Source organism: Rhodococcus sp. BP-241, assembly GCF_019836145.1.
GTDB lineage: Bacteria > Actinomycetota > Actinomycetes > Mycobacteriales > Mycobacteriaceae > Rhodococcoides.
Genome location: NZ_JABUEI010000001.1, coordinates 221,184 through 239,635, shown reverse-complemented (window position 1 = coordinate 239,635; position 18,452 = coordinate 221,184). Strand labels below are relative to the sequence as shown.

Here is an 18,452-nt window from a genome sequence, read left to right as displayed (position 1 = left end):
ACAGCGGGGGCGGGACGGACCCACCGCTGAGTTACCCGCCAGTAGGGACGCGTGGGACGGACCGGGTATTCTCACGATCATGAGCACCGAGAGCATCGAGAACGCACCCAAGGGTGACTCCGGGCAGAGCACCGAGACGGCGGCCCCGCCGTCGAACCTGGTGTCCTCGATCGAGTCGTTCGTCGCAGCGCACGGCGGGTCCGCGACGGTGGTGTTGCAGCCGCTCGGCCGCGCCGGTGTCCGCATGACCCTGGTCGGTGCCGACGGGATCCTGGGGGACCGGGTCGCCGGCAATCTCCGCATCGCGCACGCGGTGGTGGACTCGCTCGACTCCGTGACCCTCGGTGACTGGGACCGCGAGCTGACGAGCATCGTCACCCCGCGCAAGGGTCACTTCGCGCAGATGGCGGGATGGGTGGCGCGTCAGTCGCGTTTCCCGAAGGCGCGCAACGGTCTCTGACCGCGTCCGATCAGTCCGCGCGGGCCAGCCGCGGCGAGGTCACGTCGGTGTCCTCGGCTGCCGGCACGGTCTCCCGCTCCCGCAGAGACACCCAGAGAGCGGCCGTGGCGGCCGTGGCCGCGGCAGCACCGGCGACGTGGACGGCCACGAGGGCCGCAGGGACGTCGGTGAAGTACTGGACGATGCCGACGCACGCCTGGGCGACGACGATCGCGATGACCACCTGCAGACGCTTCTTGATGGCCGAGGCTCCGGACGGACTGACGGCGTAGACGGCGAACGTGAGCCCCACCAGCAGCGCCAGGTACCCCACCAGAAGTTCGGCGTGCAGGTGCACCAGCGTGACGATCTCCACCTCGAGCCGAGCCACGTCCGCGTCACCGGCATGCGGTCCCGCGCCGGTGACCATGGTGCCCGCCACCAGAACTCCGGCGAGAAGGACCGCAGACAGCACGGTCAACCACCGCAGCGGCGCGGGCACGGCGGGTACCGAGACGCCCTCGTCCTTCTCACCGATCTTGTGGAACAGCAACGTCGCGAGCCAGACCATCAGCATCGAGATCACGAGGTGCACCGCCACGGTCCACCACAGCAGCCCGGTGAGCACCGTGATGCCGCCGACGCCGGCCTGCAGCACCGTGCCCGCAGGCATGAGCCACGCGTAGACGACCACCTCGCGGCGGCGCCGTGCCCGTGTCACCGCCAGGACGATCGCAGCCGCGGTGAGGACCACGGCGAAGGTGAGCATGCGGTTGCCGAACTCGACCGCCTGGTGCAGGACGGGCACCTCGGACACGCCGACGGGCGTGAAGCTGCCGGGGAAACACTGCGGCCACGTGGGGCACCCGAGCCCGGAGCCCGTCACCCGGACCACGGCGCCCGTAACCGAGATACCGCCCTGCGTCAGGATCACGACGAACGCGATGATTCGCTGGACGCGAACGGAGGGGACCGGGAGGCGGTCGACCACGGAGAAGTACGCACGGGAGAGCACACGTCGATGGTAGACGGCATCTCCTACGCTGCGTAGTTGGCCTGCGGCCTGGGGTAGTTGGCCTGCGGCTTCGGGTAGTCGGACTGCGGCTTCGGTGTCAGGTGAACGAGAACTTGCGGGTCGCCCAGAAGCCGCAGATCGCCGCCCACACGACGAGGACCAGGATGCCGAACAGATCGGCTCGTCCCACGACGGCCTGCTCGAGCGTCTCCGCCATCGCGCCCGACGGGATCAGTCGCGCGATCATGCGGACGCCGCCGGGAAGTGCCTCGTTCGCGAACACCACGCTGCCGATTCCGAGCATCACGAACCACGCGATGTTGGCGAGGGCGAGCACGATCTCGGCCCGCAGCGTCCCGCCGAGCAGGAGGCCCATCGTGGCGAAGGTGACGGTGCCCAGAGCGATGACCAGCGCGCCCAGCACGAGTCCGCCGGGAGTCGGACGCCACCCGAGGGCGAGGCCGATGGCGCCGAGCAGTACCGACTGCAGCACGACCACGAGGAGGACGGCGATCGACTTCCCGGCGATCGCGCCCCACTTCGGCAGAGCGGTGGCGCCGAGTCTCTTGAGAGCGCCGTAGCGCCGGTCGAAGCCGACGGCGATGGCCTGGCCGGTGAACGCGGTCGACATCACCGCGACGGTCATCACGGCGGGTACGACGGTGCCGACGCGCTCGGTGCCGAAGTCGCCGAACGGCAGCAGCGTGAGGCCGATGAGCAACGTCACCGGGATGAACATCGTCAGCAGCAGCTGTTCACCGTTGCGCAAGAGCAGGAGTAGTTCGAGGCGGCTCTGCGCCAGCAGCATGCGGCGGCGCGGTGCGGGCCGGGGATCCGGTGTGAACGTCCCCGGTGCGAATCGGTCGGACGCACGTTCGGACCGTGATGTCACGCTCACCCTCTCAGTTCCCGCCCCGTGAGGTCGAGGAAGACGTCCTCGAGGCTGCGCTGCTCCACACGGAGATCGGTGGCCAGCACGTTCAGTCGAGCACACCACGAGGTCACCGTCGCGAGCACCTGGGGGTCGATGGTCCCCTCGAGCAGATACGAGCCCGGCGAACTCTCGACCGGATCGAACCCCTCGGGCAGCACCATCTGCAGCAATGACAGGTCGAGGCCGGAGGGTGCGGAGAAGCGCAACTGGCCCTCGGCGCCCCGACGGGTGAGCTCGGTGGGCGTCCCCGAGGCGACGACCTGGCCGTGGTCGATGATCACCAGGTCGTCCGCGAGGTGCTCGGCCTCGTCCATGAGGTGGGTGGTCAGCAGGATGCTCACGCCGTCGCGCCGCAGCGCCTCGACGAGGTCCCACACGAGGAGCCGGGCCTGTGCGTCGAGCCCGGCGGTCGGCTCGTCGAGGAACACGAGCTCGGGGCGGCCGACCAGCGCACAGGCCAGCGAGAGGCGTTGTTGCTGACCGCCGGAGAGTCGTCGGTACGGCGTGCGGACGGCATCGGTGAGCCCCAACTGTCCGAGGAGCCACTTGGGGTCGAGCGGGTCGGCCGAGTACGCGGCGACGAGGTCCAGCATCTCGCCCGCACGCGAGCCGGGGTAGGCGCCGCCGCCCTGCAGCATCACCCCGATCCGCGGCTTGAGACGGTCGGAGTCGACGATGGGATCGAGCCCCAGGACGCGGACCTCACCGGAGTCGGGCGTGTGGAAGCCCTCGCACATCTCGACGGTGGTGGTCTTGCCGGCCCCGTTGGGACCGAGGAGTGCGAGCACCCGGCCGCGCTGCAGCTCGATGTCGAGTCCGTCGACGGCCGCGACGTCACCGAAGTGCTTGACCACACCGCGGAGCGACACCGCCGGAGAGTCCGTCGGCGTCCCGGCATCGGACGCCGTGGGCGGAGGGACAGGTCGGGCGGTCACGATGATCCAGCGTAGGCGTCCGACGGACGGTCCGGCGCCGCCGCCCCGTCGCGTGCCCGCCAGGGCAGCAGTCGCCTCGTCGAGGCGTACAGCACGGCGATCGTCAGGACTGTCGCCACCGCCGCCTGGACGATGACGAAGGGCTGGACCTCACCGCCGGTCGGCATGACGATCAGCGAGACGAATGCGGAGAAGACGATCACCGGCACCCGGAACGCCGGTCGGGTGGCCCAGGCGGCCAGCGGGGTGACGGCCCACAGCAGGTACCAGGGCTGGACCACGGGGAAGAGCAGCACGAGTGCCCCGAGCGACACGCCGAGGGCTCCGATGGGGTGGAGCCGACCAAGCAGGACCGACACCAGCATCCGCACGATGATCAGCGCGGCCACCAGGGAGGCGATCGGGCGGGTGAGGGACAGCACGGCAGTGGTGTGGTCGCCGATGCCGAGGAGGACGCCGGCGCCTCCCGTGGCGAGGCCGAGCAGTGTGGGCAACGACATCCAGCTGCGCACGGCGTTGGCCGTGCCCAGGGTGTCCAGCCAGCCGAATCCGAGCCCGCTCGCGGCGCTGACGCCCAGGATCACGGCGACGGTCACCGCGCCGAGCAGGGCGGCGGCGGCGGCGACGTCGCGGGGCCGACCACCCCATCGACGGGCCAGGGCCATGCCCACGAATCCGAGCGCGAGCACCGACGGGATCTTGATCGTCGCGGACAGGGCGATGACCGCCGCGCCGGCGAGCAGCAGCACGCCGGTACGGCCCCGCAGTGGTGCCGCGGACTCGACCGCACGGAACGAGAGTTCGAGCCCCGCGAGCATCAGGCCCAGCATTGCGGCCTCGTTGTGGATCCCGGCGACGAGGTGGAAGAGCAGGAGCGGATTGGCGGCACCGAGCCACAGCGCCGCCACGCTGGACACTCCGCACCGGGCGGCGAGGCGGGGGAGAGCCCACACGATGAGCGCGACGCCGATCAGCGCGACGATGCGATGCAGGAAGATCCCGGCGACGATGTCGTCACCGGTGAGCGCGGTGATGCCCCGACCGATCCACAGGAAGAACGGTCCGTAGGGCGCCGGGGTGTCGCGCCAGATGGTCGGCACGGTCCTGGTGAGCACATGGTCGACGCCGAGTGCCGCCTGCGGACCGATGGCGTACGGATCGAGTCCGCGGGCCGTGATCTCGCTCTGCGCCAGGTACGAGTAGACGTCCTTGCTGAACATCGGTGGCGCGACGCACAGCGGCACGATCCACAGTGCGAGCGTGCGGTCCAGCTGGGAGCGAGACATCCGGCGCGGCGACGAGTGCGCGCCGAAAGATCCCACTGCGAGGCGGCCGAGGAGCAGCCATGCGAGCACCACGACGGCGGTGCCGATCATCGTGATGGTGAGTGCGGCGGGCAGCGCGCGAGCGAAGAGCCCGAGCACGCGGACACCCTGCACCGGGTTCTGGAGAACCGGTTGTGCGCCGGCGCCCAGTGCACCGAGGGCCATCATCGCGGCGCCGATGGCACCGAAGCGGCGGATCCGTGTGAGATCGCGCACCTCGGCGGCGTTCAGTTCGGGGCGCTCGGGCTCGTTGTCGTGCAGAAACGCGACGCGGTCGCTGCGCGGAGACCCCTCGATCCCCAGCACCCGACGCGTCGCTCGACGGGCCGTCGCCCGCATCCGCGCGGCGGTACCGGAGCGGCTCGGCTCCGTCGCACCCGCCGTGACCACGTCGTCGGTGCCGCCCGCGAGGGACGCCGAGGCGTCGGTCGGTGTCACCGGCGCGGAGGGCACGGAGTCGTCGGCAGGTGCGGGCACAGAACGGAGCGTATCGACACCGGCGCCGATCACGAACGTCGCCGCGGCATCGGCCCTGCTACCCAGGGTGCCCTTGCTGGAACCTCTCCGGTAATTCGGTCACACTGGTGTTGTGAAAACGACTACCGAACGTTCCGGCGAGCGCGTCAGCGCCCGCGCCGACGTCGCGTCGGTCACTGTCACTCCGGCTTCGGGATCTGGTTCAGCAACGTCGGGCTCGGCAACGTCGGGCTCGGCAACGTCGGAGGGTCGCACGCGGTCGTCCGTCGTGACGCTCCTGCTCGAGGAGGGTCCGATCAGCGCCACCCAGGTCGGGTCCCGTCTGGGCATCAGCGCCGCCGGCGTGCGGCGCCACCTCGATGCTCTCATCGACGCGGGCGACGCGCGCGTCACGATGACCTCGCGTCCCGGTGCACGTACCCGCGGTCGCCCCGCGAAGCTGTTCTCCCTGACCGCGCACGGACGCTCTCGACTCGGCCACTCGTACGACGATCTCGCGGGTGCGGCCATGCGGCACCTACGGGAGATCGGCGGCGACGACGCGGTGCGCACGTTCGCCCGCCGACGCATCCAGTCCATCGTGGGCGACGTCGAGCCTGCCGACACGTCCTCGCAGCAGTCCGTCTCCGAGACGGCCGACGCCATCGCCGAGGCGCTGACCGAGTCCGGCTTCGCCGCCTCCACCCGCCCGGTCGGCAACGGGGTGCAGATCTGCCAGCACCACTGCCCGGTCTCGCACGTCGCGGCCGAGTTCCCCGAGCTGTGCACCGCCGAGCGCGAAGCGTTCGCCGATCTGCTCGGAACGCACGTGCAGCGCCTCGCCACCATCGCCAACGGCGACTGCGCGTGCACCACCCATGTGCCCCTTCGCACACTCTCGACTCCCGAATCAGGCAATACCGACGACGATGTCGGCGTTGCACCGAGTGATGCTGCCGACAGCGGCACGGTCCACCACGACCGCACAGCTCTCGATTCGGCCCGTACCACCAGCTCCAGCCCGAACAGCCCGCTCGATCGTCTCCGGAAGGAGCCCGCATGACCGTCACACCAGACCAGGTGACCCCCACGGTGCCCGCGACACTCACGCAGGACGAGACCATCGCGTCTCTCGGGACCTACGGATACGGCTGGTCCGACTCCGACGTCGCCGGTGCGAGCGCCAAGCGCGGCATCAGCGACGCCGTCGTCCGCGACATCTCCGACAAGAAGAGCGAGCCCGAGTGGATGCTCGAGGCACGCCTCAAGGCGCTGCGCACGTTCGAGCGCAAGCCCATGCCGAACTGGGGCTCGAACCTCGACGGCATCGACTTCGACAACATCAAGTACTTCGTGCGGTCCAGCGAGAAGCAGGCCGCCACGTGGGACGATCTGCCCGCCGACATCAAGAACACGTACGACCGCCTCGGCATCCCGGAGGCGGAGAAGCAGCGCCTCGTCTCGGGTGTCGCCGCTCAGTACGAGTCCGAGGTCGTCTACCACTCGATCCGCGAGGATCTCGAGGAGCAGGGCGTCATCTTCCTGGACACCGACTCGGGTCTGCGTGAGCACCCGGAGCTGTTCCAGGAGTACTTCGGCTCGGTGATCCCGGCCGGTGACAACAAGTTCTCCGCGCTGAACACCGCGGTGTGGTCCGGTGGGTCCTTCATCTACGTGCCGCCGGGCGTCCACGTCGACATCCCGCTGCAGGCGTACTTCCGCATCAACACCGAGAACATGGGTCAGTTCGAGCGGACGCTCATCATCGTCGACGAGGGTGCCTACGTGCACTACGTCGAGGGATGCACCGCGCCGATCTACAAGTCCGACTCGCTGCACTCGGCGGTCGTCGAGATCATCGTGAAGAAGGGTGGTCGGTGCCGCTACACCACCATCCAGAACTGGTCGAACAACGTCTACAACCTCGTCACCAAGCGCGCGAAGGCCGAGGCCGGCGCGACGATGGAGTGGATCGACGGCAACATCGGCTCGAAGGTCACGATGAAGTACCCGGCCGTGTGGATGACCGGTGAGCACGCCAAGGGCGAGGTTCTGTCGGTGGCGTTCGCCGGCGAGGGCCAGCACCAGGACACCGGCTCGAAGATGCTCCACCTCGCGCCGAACACGTCCTCCAACATCGTGAGCAAGTCCGTTGCTCGCGGCGGCGGCCGGGCGTCGTACCGCGGCCTGATCCAGATCAACAAGGGCGCGCACGGGTCGAAGTCGACCGTCAAGTGCGACGCACTCCTGGTCGATCAGATCAGCCGCAGCGACACCTACCCGTACGTCGACATCCGCGAGGACGACGTGACGATGGGCCACGAGGCCACCGTCTCGAAGGTCAGCGACGATCAGCTGTTCTACCTGATGAGTCGCGGCATGACCGAGGACGAGGCGATGGCCATGGTGGTGCGCGGCTTCGTCGAGCCCATCGCCAAGGAACTCCCGATGGAGTACGCCCTCGAGCTCAACCGCCTGATCGAGCTGCAGATGGAGGGATCGGTCGGATGACCCTGCCCCACACCGACACCGGGGTGAAGGCTGCCGTCGCCGGCGAGAACCCCGCCACCGAGAACAAGCGCGCGATCGTCGCGAACAAGGGCGCGCAGTTCTCGTCCTACGACGTCGCCGCGTTCGAGGTGCCGTCCGGCCGCGACGAGATCTGGCGCTTCACACCGCTGCGGCGCCTGCGAGGTCTCCACGACGGCACCGCCGTGGCCACGGGCTCCGCGACCGTGACGGTCACCGACGCGCCCGAGTCCGTGCGCGTCGAGACCGTCGGTCGTGACGACGCGCGGCTCGGCACCGCGGGTGCGCCGGCCGATCGGGTCGCTGCCCAGGCGTACTCGTCCTTCGACTCGGCCACCGTCGTCACGGTGGCCTCCGAGGCAGAGCTCGCGGATCCGCTGATCGTGACGGTCGACGGTCCGGGAGCGGACGTCGTCGCCTACGGCCACGTCCAGATCCGCGTCGAGGCGTTCGCCAAGGCGACCGTCGTGCTCGAGCAGCGCGGCAGCGGAACCTACGCCGAGAATGTCGAGTTCGTCGTCGCGGACAGCGCACACCTCACGGTCGTCGCGCTGCAGGAGTGGGACGACGACGCGGTGCACGTCGCGTCGCATCACGCGAAGGTGGGCCGCGACAGCGTCCTGCGTTACGTGTCGGTCAGCCTCGGCGGCGACCTGGTGCGCCTGACCCCGACGGTGAACTTCACCGGTCCGGGTGGCGACGCCGAGCTCCTGGGCCTGTACTTCGCGGACGACGGTCAGCATCTCGAGCAGCGCCTGCTGGTCAACCACACCGCGCCGCACTGCAAGTCCAACGTGGTCTACAAGGGCGCCCTGCAGGGCGACCCGGCGTCGAAGAAGCCCGACACCCACACCGTGTGGGTCGGCGACGTCGTCATCGGTGCGAAGGCGGAGGGCACGGACACGTTCGAGCTCAACCGCAACCTGATTCTCACCGACGGCGCGCGCGCGGACTCCGTCCCGAACCTCGAGATCGAGACCGGCGAGATCGTCGGGGCCGGTCACGCGAGTGCCACGGGTCGCTTCGACGACGAGCAGCTGTTCTACCTCCGTGCTCGCGGCATCCCTGAGGACCAGGCACGCAAGCTCGTCGTGCGCGGTTTCTTCCACGACATCATCGCGAAGATCCCGGTCGCGTCCATCCGTGAGCGTCTCTCCGACGCGGTCGAGGCGGAACTCGCCATCACCGGCGTCTGACCCCTCGCGCGACCACCTTCTCCCGATTCACAGACAGGCAAGGAACATCATGTCCACTCTCGAAATCCGCGATCTGCACGTCGACGTCGCGAACACCGACGACGCCGCGCAGCCGATCGAGATCCTGAAGGGCGTCGATCTGACGGTCTCGTCGGGCGAGACGCACGCCATCATGGGCCCCAACGGCTCGGGCAAGTCGACGCTCTCCTACGCGATCGCCGGCCATCCCAAGTACCGCGTCACCTCGGGCACCATCCTGCTCGACGGTGAGGACGTGCAGGAGATGTCCGTGGACGAGCGTGCTCGCGCCGGCCTGTTCCTCGCGATGCAGTACCCCGTCGAGGTTCCCGGTGTCTCCATGTCCAACTTCCTCCGCACCGCTGCCACCGCCGTGCGCGGCGAGGCCCCGAAGCTGCGGCACTGGGTGAAGGAGGCCAAGGAGGCGATGACCGAGCTCGACATCGATCCGGCCTTCGCCGAGCGCAGCGTCAACGAAGGCTTCTCCGGCGGCGAGAAGAAGCGCCACGAGATCCTGCAGCTGGGTCTGCTCAAGCCCAAGATCGCGATTCTCGACGAGACCGACTCGGGCCTCGACGTCGATGCTCTGCGCGTCGTGTCGGAGGGTGTCAACCGCTACAAGGAGCGGGAGAACGGCGGCATTCTCCTGATCACGCACTACACCCGCATCCTGCGCTACATCACGCCCGATCACGTGCACGTGTTCTCCGCGGGCCGCATCGTCGAGTCCGGTGGACCCGAGCTGGCCGACGAGCTCGAGGCGAACGGATACGAGCGCTTCACGAAGACCACCGCGGGCGCATGACGGCCGTCGCGTCGGTCGGCACCCTGGACGTCGCGAGGCTTCGGGAGGACTTCCCGATCCTCGGTCGTACCGTGCGCGACGACAAGCCTCTCGTGTACCTCGACTCCGGCGCGACGTCTCAACGTCCGGTGCAGGTGCTCGATGCCGAGCGGCACTTCCTCACCACCTGCAACGCCGCCGTGCACCGCGGGGCCCACCAGCTGGCCGAGGAGGCCACGGACGCCTACGAGGGTGCCCGCGCGGGCATTGCCGCCTTCGTGGGTGCCCGCGCGGACGAGATCGTGTTCACCAAGAACGCCACCGAGTCGCTCAACCTGGTCACGCACGTCCTCGGCGACGACCGCTTCGCGCGGTCGCTGCGTCCCGGTGACGAGATCGTCATCACCGAGCTCGAACACCACGCGAATCTCGTTCCGTGGCAGGAGCTCTCACGCCGCACCGGTGCGACGCTCCGGTGGTACGGGGTCACCGACGACGGCCGGATCGATCTCGACTCGCTCGAGCTCACCGACCGCACGCGCGTGGTCGCGTTCACCCACCAGTCCAACGTGACGGGCGCGGTGGCTCCCACCGAGGAACTCGTCCGTCGTGCACGGGCGGTCGACGCACTGGTCGTCCTCGACGCCTGCCAGTCGGTGCCGCACATGCCGGTGGACGTCTCCGCGCTCGACGTCGACTTCGCGGCGTTCTCCGGGCACAAGATGCTCGGACCGTCCGGGGTCGGTGTCCTGTACGGCAAGTCGGCGCTCCTGGCCGAGATGCCTCCCTTCATCACCGGCGGGTCGATGATCGAGACCGTGACGATGGAGCAGACCACCTACGCACCGCCCCCGCAGCGGTTCGAGGCCGGTGTGCCCATGACGTCTCAGGTCGTCGGTCTCGGTGCCGCCGTGGAGTACCTGAACGCGCTGGGGATGGACGCCGTCGCCGCGCACGAACAGACGCTCACTGCTGCCGCACTGTCGGAGCTCGCCACCATCGACGGGCTCCGCATCATCGGACCCACGGACACGCAGGACCGCGGGGGAGCCGTGTCGTTCGTCGTCGACGGCATCCATGCGCACGATCTGGGGCAGATCCTCGACGACGAGGGCGTCGCCATCCGCGTCGGGCATCACTGCGCGTGGCCGCTGCACCGTCGTTTCGGCGTGGCCGCGACGGCCCGTGCCTCGTTCGCCGTCTACAACACGGTGGAGGAAGTGCACGCGCTGCGCGACGCGATCCGCACGGCACAGACGTTCTTCGGCGTCGGCGGTGCCGCGTGAGAATGGAACAGATGTACCAGGAAGTGATCCTCGATCACTACAAGCACCCGCACGGTCGTGGGCTCCGCGAGCCGTTCGGCGCCGAGGTGCACCACGTCAACCCCACGTGCGGTGACGAGGTCACGTTGCGCGTGAACGTCGCCGACGGTGTCGTGGCCGACGTGTCCTACGACGGGCAGGGGTGCTCCATCAGTCAGGCGGCCACCTCGGTCCTGACCGACCAGGTCGTCGGACTCTCCGTCGAGGACGCGCTTCTCACGGTGGACGCCTTCTCGGCGATGGTCGGCAGCCGCGGCACCGTCGTGGGTGACGAGGACGTCATCGGCGACGGCATCGCCTTCGCGGGTGTGGCGAAGTACCCGGCACGCGTGAAGTGCGCGCTGCTCGGATGGATGGCATTCAAGGACGCCGTTGTTCGTACTGCGGAGACGCAGGACGAGCACGCGAACAGTGGAGGACGATCATGACCGATACCGACAACGGCGCAGTGGCGCCCGATTCCGTCATCGAAGACCTCGAGGAGGCCATGCGTGACGTCGTCGACCCCGAGCTCGGCATCAACGTCGTCGACCTCGGACTGGTCTACGGAATCACCATCGACGACGAGGCCGTGGTCACCCTCGACATGACGCTGACGTCCGCGGCGTGCCCGTTGACCGACGTCATCGAGGACCAGAGCCGCACCGCCCTGGTGCGCAGTGGCTTGGCCGAGGACCTCAAGATCAACTGGGTCTGGATGCCGCCGTGGGGACCGGACAAGATCACCGACGACGGCCGCGAGCAGCTGCGCGCGCTCGGCTTCACCGTCTAGAGCCGGCTCACCCGATCTCACGCGAGAAGATGCGGTACGTCCTGCTCGGGTCCACCGGGTAGGACGAACGCACCGAGTGGAACCAGCCTCCGTCCGCCAGCACGGGGGCTGCTTCCACGGAGGCGTATCCGCCGTCGTGGAGGCGCTGGAACAGTTCGAAGATCAGCAGTGCCGAGGTGCCCTTGTCGGGGCAGCTCGGGTCCACGAACATCATGTCGAGCCGCACGTGCGTGCGGTGTCTGCGTCCGCCGGGCCCCCGCCACCGCGCGATCGTGTGGAGATCGCGCACGATGCCGAACCGTGAGCGCACCGCTCCGAGGGCCGCCTTGTTCACGTCCGGGATCCCCATGACGAAGCCGACGACCTCGCCGTCGAGTTCGGCGAACAGCACGATCTCGGGATCGAGGATCGGACGCATGGTCGCCACGAGCGCATCGAGTTCGTCGGGTTCCACGGGCGTGAATCCCCAGAACGACGCGAATGCGGTGTTGTAGAGCACGCGCAGCTTGGCCACGTCCTCGTCGAACGTCGCCGGATTCATCGGCCGGACGACGACGGACGACCGCGCCTTCCACCTCTGGCCCATCGCGTACTTGCGTGCGAACGGCGGCGACTGGACGAGCGTGTGCGGGTCGTCGTGATAGAAGCTGTGGAACTCCTTGATGCTGGTCATACCCCACGACTCGAGGAGATCGGCGTAATACGGGGGATTGTGGGGCATCCCGACCAGCGGCGGAATGTCGTTGCCGTGCACCAGCACTCCCGCGCTCCACAGCAATGACGGGCTCATCGGACCCACCACGGTGCTCAGCGACCGCCCCCGAGCCCAGGCGGCCACGGCGTCGAGCAGAGCGTGCGCGGCCTCCCGGTCGTCGAGGCACTCGAAGTAGCCGAAGTACGCGGTCTGCTCCTCGTAGTGCGAGATGAAGACCAGGTCGGCGATGGCCGCGATCCGCCCCACGAGCCGCGGACCGCGATACGCGAGGAACGCCTGACTCGTCATCCGGCTCTGCGTCTCCTCAGAGGGCCGACGCAGCATCGAGCCCACGTCCGCGATGTCGCCGGGGATCCAGTTCGGGTCGTCCCGGTAGACCGTGAACGGGACCTTCGCGAAGGCCGACCAGTCGCGACGGGTGCGTACCGCTGTGATGGTCACGGCCGCGGTGGTGACCGGCCGACCGACCGTACGTGAGGTCATGAGAGGGCCTCCTCGAGGTCGTCCTGCATCGGGCTCCGGGTCGTCGGTGCCGGCCGCACGACGGACCGGGCGAGCACCGACTCACCGGCCCACACGTACTGCCCCGGCCGTACCAGGACGTCGCCGTCGAGCAGAGCGTCGGGAAGGAACACGTCGCACTGTGACCCGAAGCGGATCAGGCCGTACTGCTCGCCGCGAGCGAGATTCTCACCGACCTCGACGTGGGCGACGATCCGGTCCACCCACAGATCGGCGATCTGTGTGACGAAGACGGTGGGACCGTCGGCGTGCCGGACACCGATGGTGAGTCGCTCGTTGGTCAGGAGGTACTCGCACCCCTCGTCGTAGGGCGTGCGGTGCAGGAACAGGTTCGCCGTCATGCGAGCCATCGACCTGTTGAACGGCGCCGCGCCGCGGTGTTCACGCACCACCACCGCCCCCTCGATCGGTGCGCGATTGCGGTGGACCGAGTGCTCGGTCATGTAGGTGCCGACGAGCCACCCGCTCGCGTCGGAGTCGATCCCGGCGTACTCGGACAGCCGGATGGTGCGCCGCTTCTTCACGGCGACCGGCATCTGGCCCGACTCGACACGCTTGACGTAGGTGATGTAGCCGTCGGCCGCCGACACGATGGACGACGGGTCCGGGGGCACCGACCGCTCGGGATCACGGAGAAAGGCGGCGCTGCGCCAGTACGAGTACCCGCCGACGAGCGCGGCGAGAGCCACGGTTCCGGCGGTGGTGGCTGCTCTGGTCACGACGGCTCCACCACCGTCTCCTTACCGTGGTCGATGCGCTCGACCAGTGCGATGAACGCGTCGTAGAGATGGGTGCGCAGCACGGCGTCGATCGCGACGGCGAGCACCCCGAGGGTCGCGCAGGCGACGTAGTAGACGAGCCCGAGCGTGAAGTTCACGAAATCGCCGAGGAACACCCGGACCCGGTACCTCGCGCCGGTTTCCAGGAACATCGGTTGCGGCGGGACGCGACTCATCGTGCACGACCGAGGACGTCGCGGGTCTGTGCGCTTCTGCTCACGCGGTGACCAGTCGGGGTCGGCGCGCCGTCGCGTCGCGGAACTGGATGACCGACAGGTACAGCGCGAAGAGCGCATCGTGATCCCACGAGGATCCGTCGAAGGACGACGGCATGAGCGACGGTGCGTTGGAACGGCGGATGAGGTCGTTGACGTCGGACCCGAGCAGGGACGCCGTCTTCTCCGCCGGGATCTTGCTGTCGACGATCGCCTTGAACTCCGCCCACGGCACGAGGTCCAGGCCGAGAGCCGATGCCAGGACGGCGTTGCTGTAGGGCACCGGATTGGACGGCACGAGGTGGGGGAGCGTGCCGTCGCCGAGAGCGTTGTCCGCCAGCACGCGCGCGAGCACGTCGACGGGCGCGTAGTTCATGCCCGGTCCGTCCCACATCGCACCGACACTGTTCGCCAGCTCGATCGCGCGCCAGAAGCTGTAGACGCGACCCGGGTCCTTGCCGACGGTGGTGCTGCCGAGCACGTACGGCGACTCGACCAGGGTGACGGAGGCGACGCCGTCCCGTGCGAGCCATCCGAGGAGCTGACCGTTGATCCACTTCATCTGGCAGTAGCCCGAGTACCACCAGGAATCGGGACGCAGGAAGTCCTCCGGGCTGGTGTAGATGAAGGCGCCGATCGACCCCATGTAGGTGAGGTGCTTGCGACGGTCCTCCAGGGTGAACTGGACGACGCGCAGCAGGGAGACGAACCAGTCCTGTCGCAACTCGAGGTAGCTGGAGTCGTAGTCGGTGGAACTCGCCGAGTTGAACACCTGGTCGACGGTGCCGCGGAGCCGCAGGTAGGTGTCCTCGTCCAGACCGAAGTTCGTCCGGGTCGGAACCGCCTCGATGACGACGATCTTCGCGAGATCGATCCCGGTGATCGAGTACTGGGCGACGGTCTCCTCGAAACGCTCGGCGGCGGAGGAGTCGCCGGCGGATCGGACACCGGCGTAGACCGTCGTGATTCCGGGGCGCAGAGACAGTTCCGCGACGAGATGCGCTCCGACGAAGCCGTTGGCACCGAACACCAGCGCGACCTCGTCGGCGGGCGGCGCCATGGAGCGCACCTGCTCGGCGGTGCTCGGATCGACGATAGGTCGCAGCAGCTCGTGGTCGCCGGCCGACAGCGCCGCGACGTCCGCATACTTTCGCGAGAACAACAGCGACGGCGCGTCGCCCGTCAGAGCGACGACCGGACTGACCAGGTGCCCGTCGTTGGCGACAGTGCTGAACGTGTACTCGTCGAACATGTGATCTCCCCCGATGGATGCGGCGCCCGTCGCCGGTGTGACCGGGACGACTCGCTGTGTCTCTCCAGAGAGAGTAAAAGCATCCTTGGGGTGATCAACCACGTTTGGCGTTGTGAGACATACGGTTCCGTGGGCACTTGATTGTGAGGCCCGTGCGGACGCGCACGCCGTGGTCGTGAGACCTCACGCCCCCTTGCGCTGCTGGTCCTCGTCGCCCGACGACGTGCCGCTCCCGGCCTTCTTCGCCGCCGCCTTCTTCGCGGCCGTCTTCTTGGCGGGCGCTTTCTTCGCCGCCGCCTTCTTGGCCGGTGCCTTCTTCGCGGCTGCCTTCTTCGCCGGAGCCTTCGTCGCGGACTCTTCGTTCCCCGACTCGTCCTTCGTCGATGCCGAGTCGGTGTCGCCGCGACGACCACGGCCGGACCGGCCCGCCGCCTCGACGCTGCGTTGGAGTGCCGCGACCAGGTCGACGACCTCGGCGTCCTCTCCCGAGTCGGTGTCCTCCGGTTCGGCGTGCACCACCTTCTCGCCGCCGTTCTCGATCATCTCGTCGAGGACCTTGCGGAGTTCGATCTGGTAGTCGTCGGTGTACTCGGACGGGTCGAAGTCGCCCGACATGCTCTCGACGAGTGCCCCCGCCATCTTCAGTTCGTTGGGGCGGGGCGCGGTGACGTCGTCGAGCGAGGAGAACTCGGCGGCCCGCACCTCGTCGGGCCACAGCAGCGTCTGGATCATCAGCACGTCGTCGTGCACGCGGAGGGCCGCGAGGCGCGTCTTCTGTCGCAGCGTGAAGTGCACCAGTGCGGTGCGATCGGTCGTGGACAAGGTCTCCCGGAGGAGCACGTACGCCTTCGGGGACGTCGAGTCCGGCTCCAGGTAGTAGCTCTTGTCGAACAGGATCGGATCGATCTGGTCGGTCGGCACGAACTCGAGAACCGGGATCTCGTGCTTCTCGGCGGCGGGCAGCGACGAGAAGTCCTGATCGGTCAGGATCACCCGGTCGCCGTCGGGGGTCTCGTAGGCCTTGTCGATGTCGGCGAACTGCACCGACTCACCGCACACGGAGCACTTCCGGTCGTACTTGATGCGACCGCCGTCCTTGCCGTGGACCTGATGGAACTTGATGTCGTGGTCCTCGGTGGCCGTGTACACCTTGACCGGGACGTTCACCAGGCCGAAGGCGATGGAGCCTTTCCAGATCGATCGCATGTGTCCAATCTTGGGGCACGCCCGGTCACATTTCCACCACCCGTCACGAACGCGTCCCCACCGCTGCGGAGAACATCGCCCGACGGACCGCTCCGAGGATCACGCGGCGGTCGGACGAACCGATCCGCGAGAACAGCGTCAGCATCGCCCGGGACATGCCGGCGACGTCGTCGTCCGACGACAGATAGGCGCGTTGCAGCGTCGACGGCATCTCGAAGAATCGGTCGAAGAACGGCGCGAGGGCATCGGGCGGGAAGGACAGCAGAGCGTCCGCGCCCACCGACCGCAGCCGGGTGACCGCCCGCGATCCCGCCGAGTCGACGCCGCCGCCGTCCAGCACGGCCGACGCGATGACGTCCGCTCGGCGCAGGGAGGCAGCGACGCTGTACCCGGTGGCGGTGTGCAGAGCCGGACTCCGCGTCCCGGTGGTGACGACCCCGCGCGTCGGACGGGTCGGCGGACGCATCGCGAAGCGCACCCGCTCGACGGGCTCGTCGCCGCGCAGAGTCACACCCCGCGCAGCCAGTCGTGCGAGCAGCCGACGCGCGAGCTCGGGTGAGGTGAGGCCGGGCCGGCCGACCAGGCAGGTTTCCTCGAGCAACACCGCGCCGCCGCCCAGCGGCACGACGTACAGAAAGGACGGCACCGCGTCCGCGTCCGCACCGTTGTCCCGCCGCCAGTCCATGATCACCGCGGACTCGCCGCCGCAGGCACGTGCGGCGGTGTCCTCGTCGACCACGACCCCGTGGGCCGTCTGCTCGGGGACTCCGGGTCCGACCGCCGAGCCGCGGGCGTCGATCACCGTGCCGCCGGACAGGGAGGTGCCGTTCCGCAGGGTCACCGACGTGGGCGTGACCTCCGCCGCGGACTCCGCGACCACCGACACTCCGTCGAGCGTGAGGTCGTCCTGCAGTCGTCCGGTGTCGAGCACCGAGTACCCCCGGTCCACCACGTGTCGGCGTGTGCCGACCACGACGGGGGAGCAGGACGTGGACGCGCGCGTCGACTCCGGCACCCAGTCCGGAATCTCGTCGGTCCACATCCCGTACGTGTTGATCCATCGACGATCCGGACGGGGGTCGACGAGAGTCACCGTTGCCCCCGCGGCCGCGCAGCGATGTGCCGCCGCGCGGCCGGACGGGCCGGCGCCGACGACGAGGACGTCGGTCAGAACGTTCCCGTCGCCAGCAGTCCGCCGTCGACGCGCACCGTCTCGCCGGTGATCCACGACGCGGCGTCGGACACGAGGAACCCGACGAGCGAGGCCACGTCCTCGGGCGTTCCCAGCCGCTTCATCGGGTAGCCGGCGGCCGCCGCCTCCTCGCCATCGGCGACGAGTGCCTCGGCGAACTTGGTCTTGACGACGCCCGGGGCCACCGCGTTCACACGGATCGAGGGTCCGAGCTGCCACGCGAGCTCCTCGGTCAGCCGGATGAGCGCCGCCTTGGACGAGCCGTACGCGGCGATGACTCCGGTGGATCGGATTCCCGCCACGCTGGCGAGGTTCACGACCGAGCCGCCGTGCTCGCCCATCCACGCTCGGTGCGCCTCCTGGATGAAGCCGAGTGTCGCGACGACGTTGACCTCGAAGATCTTGCGGACGCCGGCCAGATCGGCCTCCATCAGCGATCCGTACACCGGATTGATGCCGGTGTTGTTGATCAGAATGTCGAGTGAGCCGAGCTCGGCGACCGTGCGGTCGACCGTCTCGCGGCGGGACTCCTCGTCCCCGGCGTTGCCGGCGATGGCGAGCACGGTGGCCCCCGGTACCGCGGCGCGCAACTCCTCGGCGGTGGCGTCGAGCTGCTCCTTCTTGCGGGCGGTCACCGTCACGGCGGCGCCGCGAGCGAGGAGGTCGGCCGCGATGGCCCGACCGATTCCGCGGCTCGCGCCGGTGACCACGGCGACACGCCCCTGCAGATCCTGTTCCTTCTCCATGCGTCGAACGTTAGCGGAGTCACGTCTGCGTGGACCGTGGGAGCCCGCGGAGGCGTTAAAATGAGGGATTGCTGCGCAGTCGACTTCGCGCTGCGCC

The 18,452-nt window shown here is 68.8% G+C and carries 19 protein-coding genes; 8 read left to right on the top strand and 11 right to left on the bottom strand.

All coding sequences use genetic code 11. From position 1 onward, the window contains the following. Positions 1–79 precede the first annotated feature (79 nt). The gene (locus HQ308_RS01060; RefSeq protein ID WP_027505290.1) at positions 80–460 is read left to right on the top strand and encodes a hypothetical protein; all 381 of its coding nucleotides are present in this window, start codon (positions 80–82) and stop codon (positions 458–460) included. 10 nt (positions 461–470) lie between these two features. Here the strand turns inward: HQ308_RS01060 and HQ308_RS01055 are convergent, their stop codons facing one another. From HQ308_RS01055 to mptB, 4 genes are all read right to left on the bottom strand, one after another. Further along, positions 471–1,454 (bottom strand): heme A synthase, encoded by a 984-nt coding sequence (locus HQ308_RS01055; protein ID WP_027505291.1) that lies wholly within the window; start codon positions 1,452–1,454, stop codon positions 471–473. Between the two features lie 97 nt (positions 1,455–1,551). Then, complete coding sequence (locus tag HQ308_RS01050) at positions 1,552–2,352, bottom strand: ABC transporter permease (RefSeq protein ID WP_027505292.1); 801 nt, start codon at positions 2,350–2,352, stop codon at positions 1,552–1,554. Next, positions 2,349–3,323 carry an ABC transporter ATP-binding protein gene (locus HQ308_RS01045; RefSeq protein ID WP_051613224.1) on the bottom strand — a complete coding sequence of 325 codons (975 nt, stop codon included), beginning with the start codon at positions 3,321–3,323 and terminating at the stop codon, positions 2,349–2,351. The genes HQ308_RS01050 and HQ308_RS01045 overlap by 4 nt, the downstream gene beginning before the upstream one ends. Beyond that, a complete protein-coding gene (gene mptB / locus HQ308_RS01040; RefSeq protein WP_051613271.1) occupies positions 3,320–4,987 on the bottom strand; it encodes a polyprenol phosphomannose-dependent alpha 1,6 mannosyltransferase MptB in 1,668 nt (555 codons plus the stop codon). Before mptB ends, HQ308_RS01045 begins: the two co-directional genes overlap by 4 nt. Before the next feature lie 250 nt (positions 4,988–5,237). Between mptB and HQ308_RS01035 the strand changes: the two genes are divergently transcribed. The 7 genes from HQ308_RS01035 to HQ308_RS01005 are packed head-to-tail and all read left to right on the top strand — an operon-like array spanning position 5,238 to position 11,728. Then, positions 5,238–6,167 carry a metalloregulator ArsR/SmtB family transcription factor gene (locus tag HQ308_RS01035; protein ID WP_156380494.1) on the top strand — a complete coding sequence of 310 codons (930 nt, stop codon included), beginning with the start codon at positions 5,238–5,240 and terminating at the stop codon, positions 6,165–6,167. Next, positions 6,164–7,615 carry a Fe-S cluster assembly protein SufB gene (gene sufB / locus HQ308_RS01030; protein ID WP_027505295.1) on the top strand — a complete coding sequence of 484 codons (1,452 nt, stop codon included), beginning with the start codon at positions 6,164–6,166 and terminating at the stop codon, positions 7,613–7,615. The genes HQ308_RS01035 and sufB overlap by 4 nt, the downstream gene beginning before the upstream one ends. Beyond that, positions 7,612–8,829, top strand: a complete 1,218-nt coding sequence (gene sufD, locus HQ308_RS01025) for a Fe-S cluster assembly protein SufD (protein ID WP_222645241.1) — start codon at positions 7,612–7,614, stop codon at positions 8,827–8,829. Before sufB ends, sufD begins: the two co-directional genes overlap by 4 nt. A 49-nt stretch (positions 8,830–8,878) precedes the next feature. Then, complete coding sequence (sufC, locus tag HQ308_RS01020) at positions 8,879–9,652, top strand: Fe-S cluster assembly ATPase SufC (protein ID WP_027505297.1); 774 nt, start codon at positions 8,879–8,881, stop codon at positions 9,650–9,652. Beyond that, positions 9,649–10,917, top strand: a complete 1,269-nt coding sequence (locus tag HQ308_RS01015; protein ID WP_222645240.1) for a cysteine desulfurase — start codon at positions 9,649–9,651, stop codon at positions 10,915–10,917. Before sufC ends, HQ308_RS01015 begins: the two co-directional genes overlap by 4 nt. Continuing rightward, entirely contained in the window at positions 10,914–11,384 is a 471-nt protein-coding gene (sufU, locus tag HQ308_RS01010) for a Fe-S cluster assembly sulfur transfer protein SufU (protein ID WP_222645239.1), read from the top strand. Before HQ308_RS01015 ends, sufU begins: the two co-directional genes overlap by 4 nt. After that, positions 11,381–11,728, top strand: a complete 348-nt coding sequence (locus HQ308_RS01005) for a metal-sulfur cluster assembly factor (protein WP_027505300.1) — start codon at positions 11,381–11,383, stop codon at positions 11,726–11,728. The genes sufU and HQ308_RS01005 overlap by 4 nt, the downstream gene beginning before the upstream one ends. A gap of 7 nt (positions 11,729–11,735) precedes the next feature. Here HQ308_RS01005 and HQ308_RS01000 read toward each other — a convergent pair whose 3' ends face one another. From HQ308_RS01000 to HQ308_RS00970, 7 genes are all read right to left on the bottom strand, one after another. Continuing rightward, positions 11,736–12,926, bottom strand: a complete 1,191-nt coding sequence (locus HQ308_RS01000) for a GNAT family N-acetyltransferase (RefSeq protein ID WP_222645238.1) — start codon at positions 12,924–12,926, stop codon at positions 11,736–11,738. Then, positions 12,923–13,684 (bottom strand): phosphatidylserine decarboxylase, encoded by a 762-nt coding sequence (locus tag HQ308_RS00995; RefSeq protein WP_222645237.1) that lies wholly within the window; start codon positions 13,682–13,684, stop codon positions 12,923–12,925. Before HQ308_RS00995 ends, HQ308_RS01000 begins: the two co-directional genes overlap by 4 nt. Further along, entirely contained in the window at positions 13,681–13,920 is a 240-nt protein-coding gene (locus HQ308_RS00990) for a hypothetical protein (protein ID WP_155956982.1), read from the bottom strand. Before HQ308_RS00990 ends, HQ308_RS00995 begins: the two co-directional genes overlap by 4 nt. Before the next feature lie 40 nt (positions 13,921–13,960). After that, positions 13,961–15,211, bottom strand: a complete 1,251-nt coding sequence (locus tag HQ308_RS00985; protein ID WP_261775613.1) for an SDR family oxidoreductase — start codon at positions 15,209–15,211, stop codon at positions 13,961–13,963. A 183-nt stretch (positions 15,212–15,394) separates the two neighbouring features. Then, positions 15,395–16,417, bottom strand: a complete 1,023-nt coding sequence (locus HQ308_RS00980) for a Ku protein (protein WP_027505303.1) — start codon at positions 16,415–16,417, stop codon at positions 15,395–15,397. A 43-nt stretch (positions 16,418–16,460) separates the two neighbouring features. Next, positions 16,461–17,588 carry a lycopene cyclase family protein gene (locus tag HQ308_RS00975; RefSeq protein WP_222645427.1) on the bottom strand — a complete coding sequence of 376 codons (1,128 nt, stop codon included), beginning with the start codon at positions 17,586–17,588 and terminating at the stop codon, positions 16,461–16,463. Next, the gene (locus HQ308_RS00970) at positions 17,585–18,355 is read right to left on the bottom strand and encodes an SDR family oxidoreductase (protein WP_222631078.1); all 771 of its coding nucleotides are present in this window, start codon (positions 18,353–18,355) and stop codon (positions 17,585–17,587) included. Before HQ308_RS00970 ends, HQ308_RS00975 begins: the two co-directional genes overlap by 4 nt. Positions 18,356–18,452: the final 97 nt, after the last annotated feature.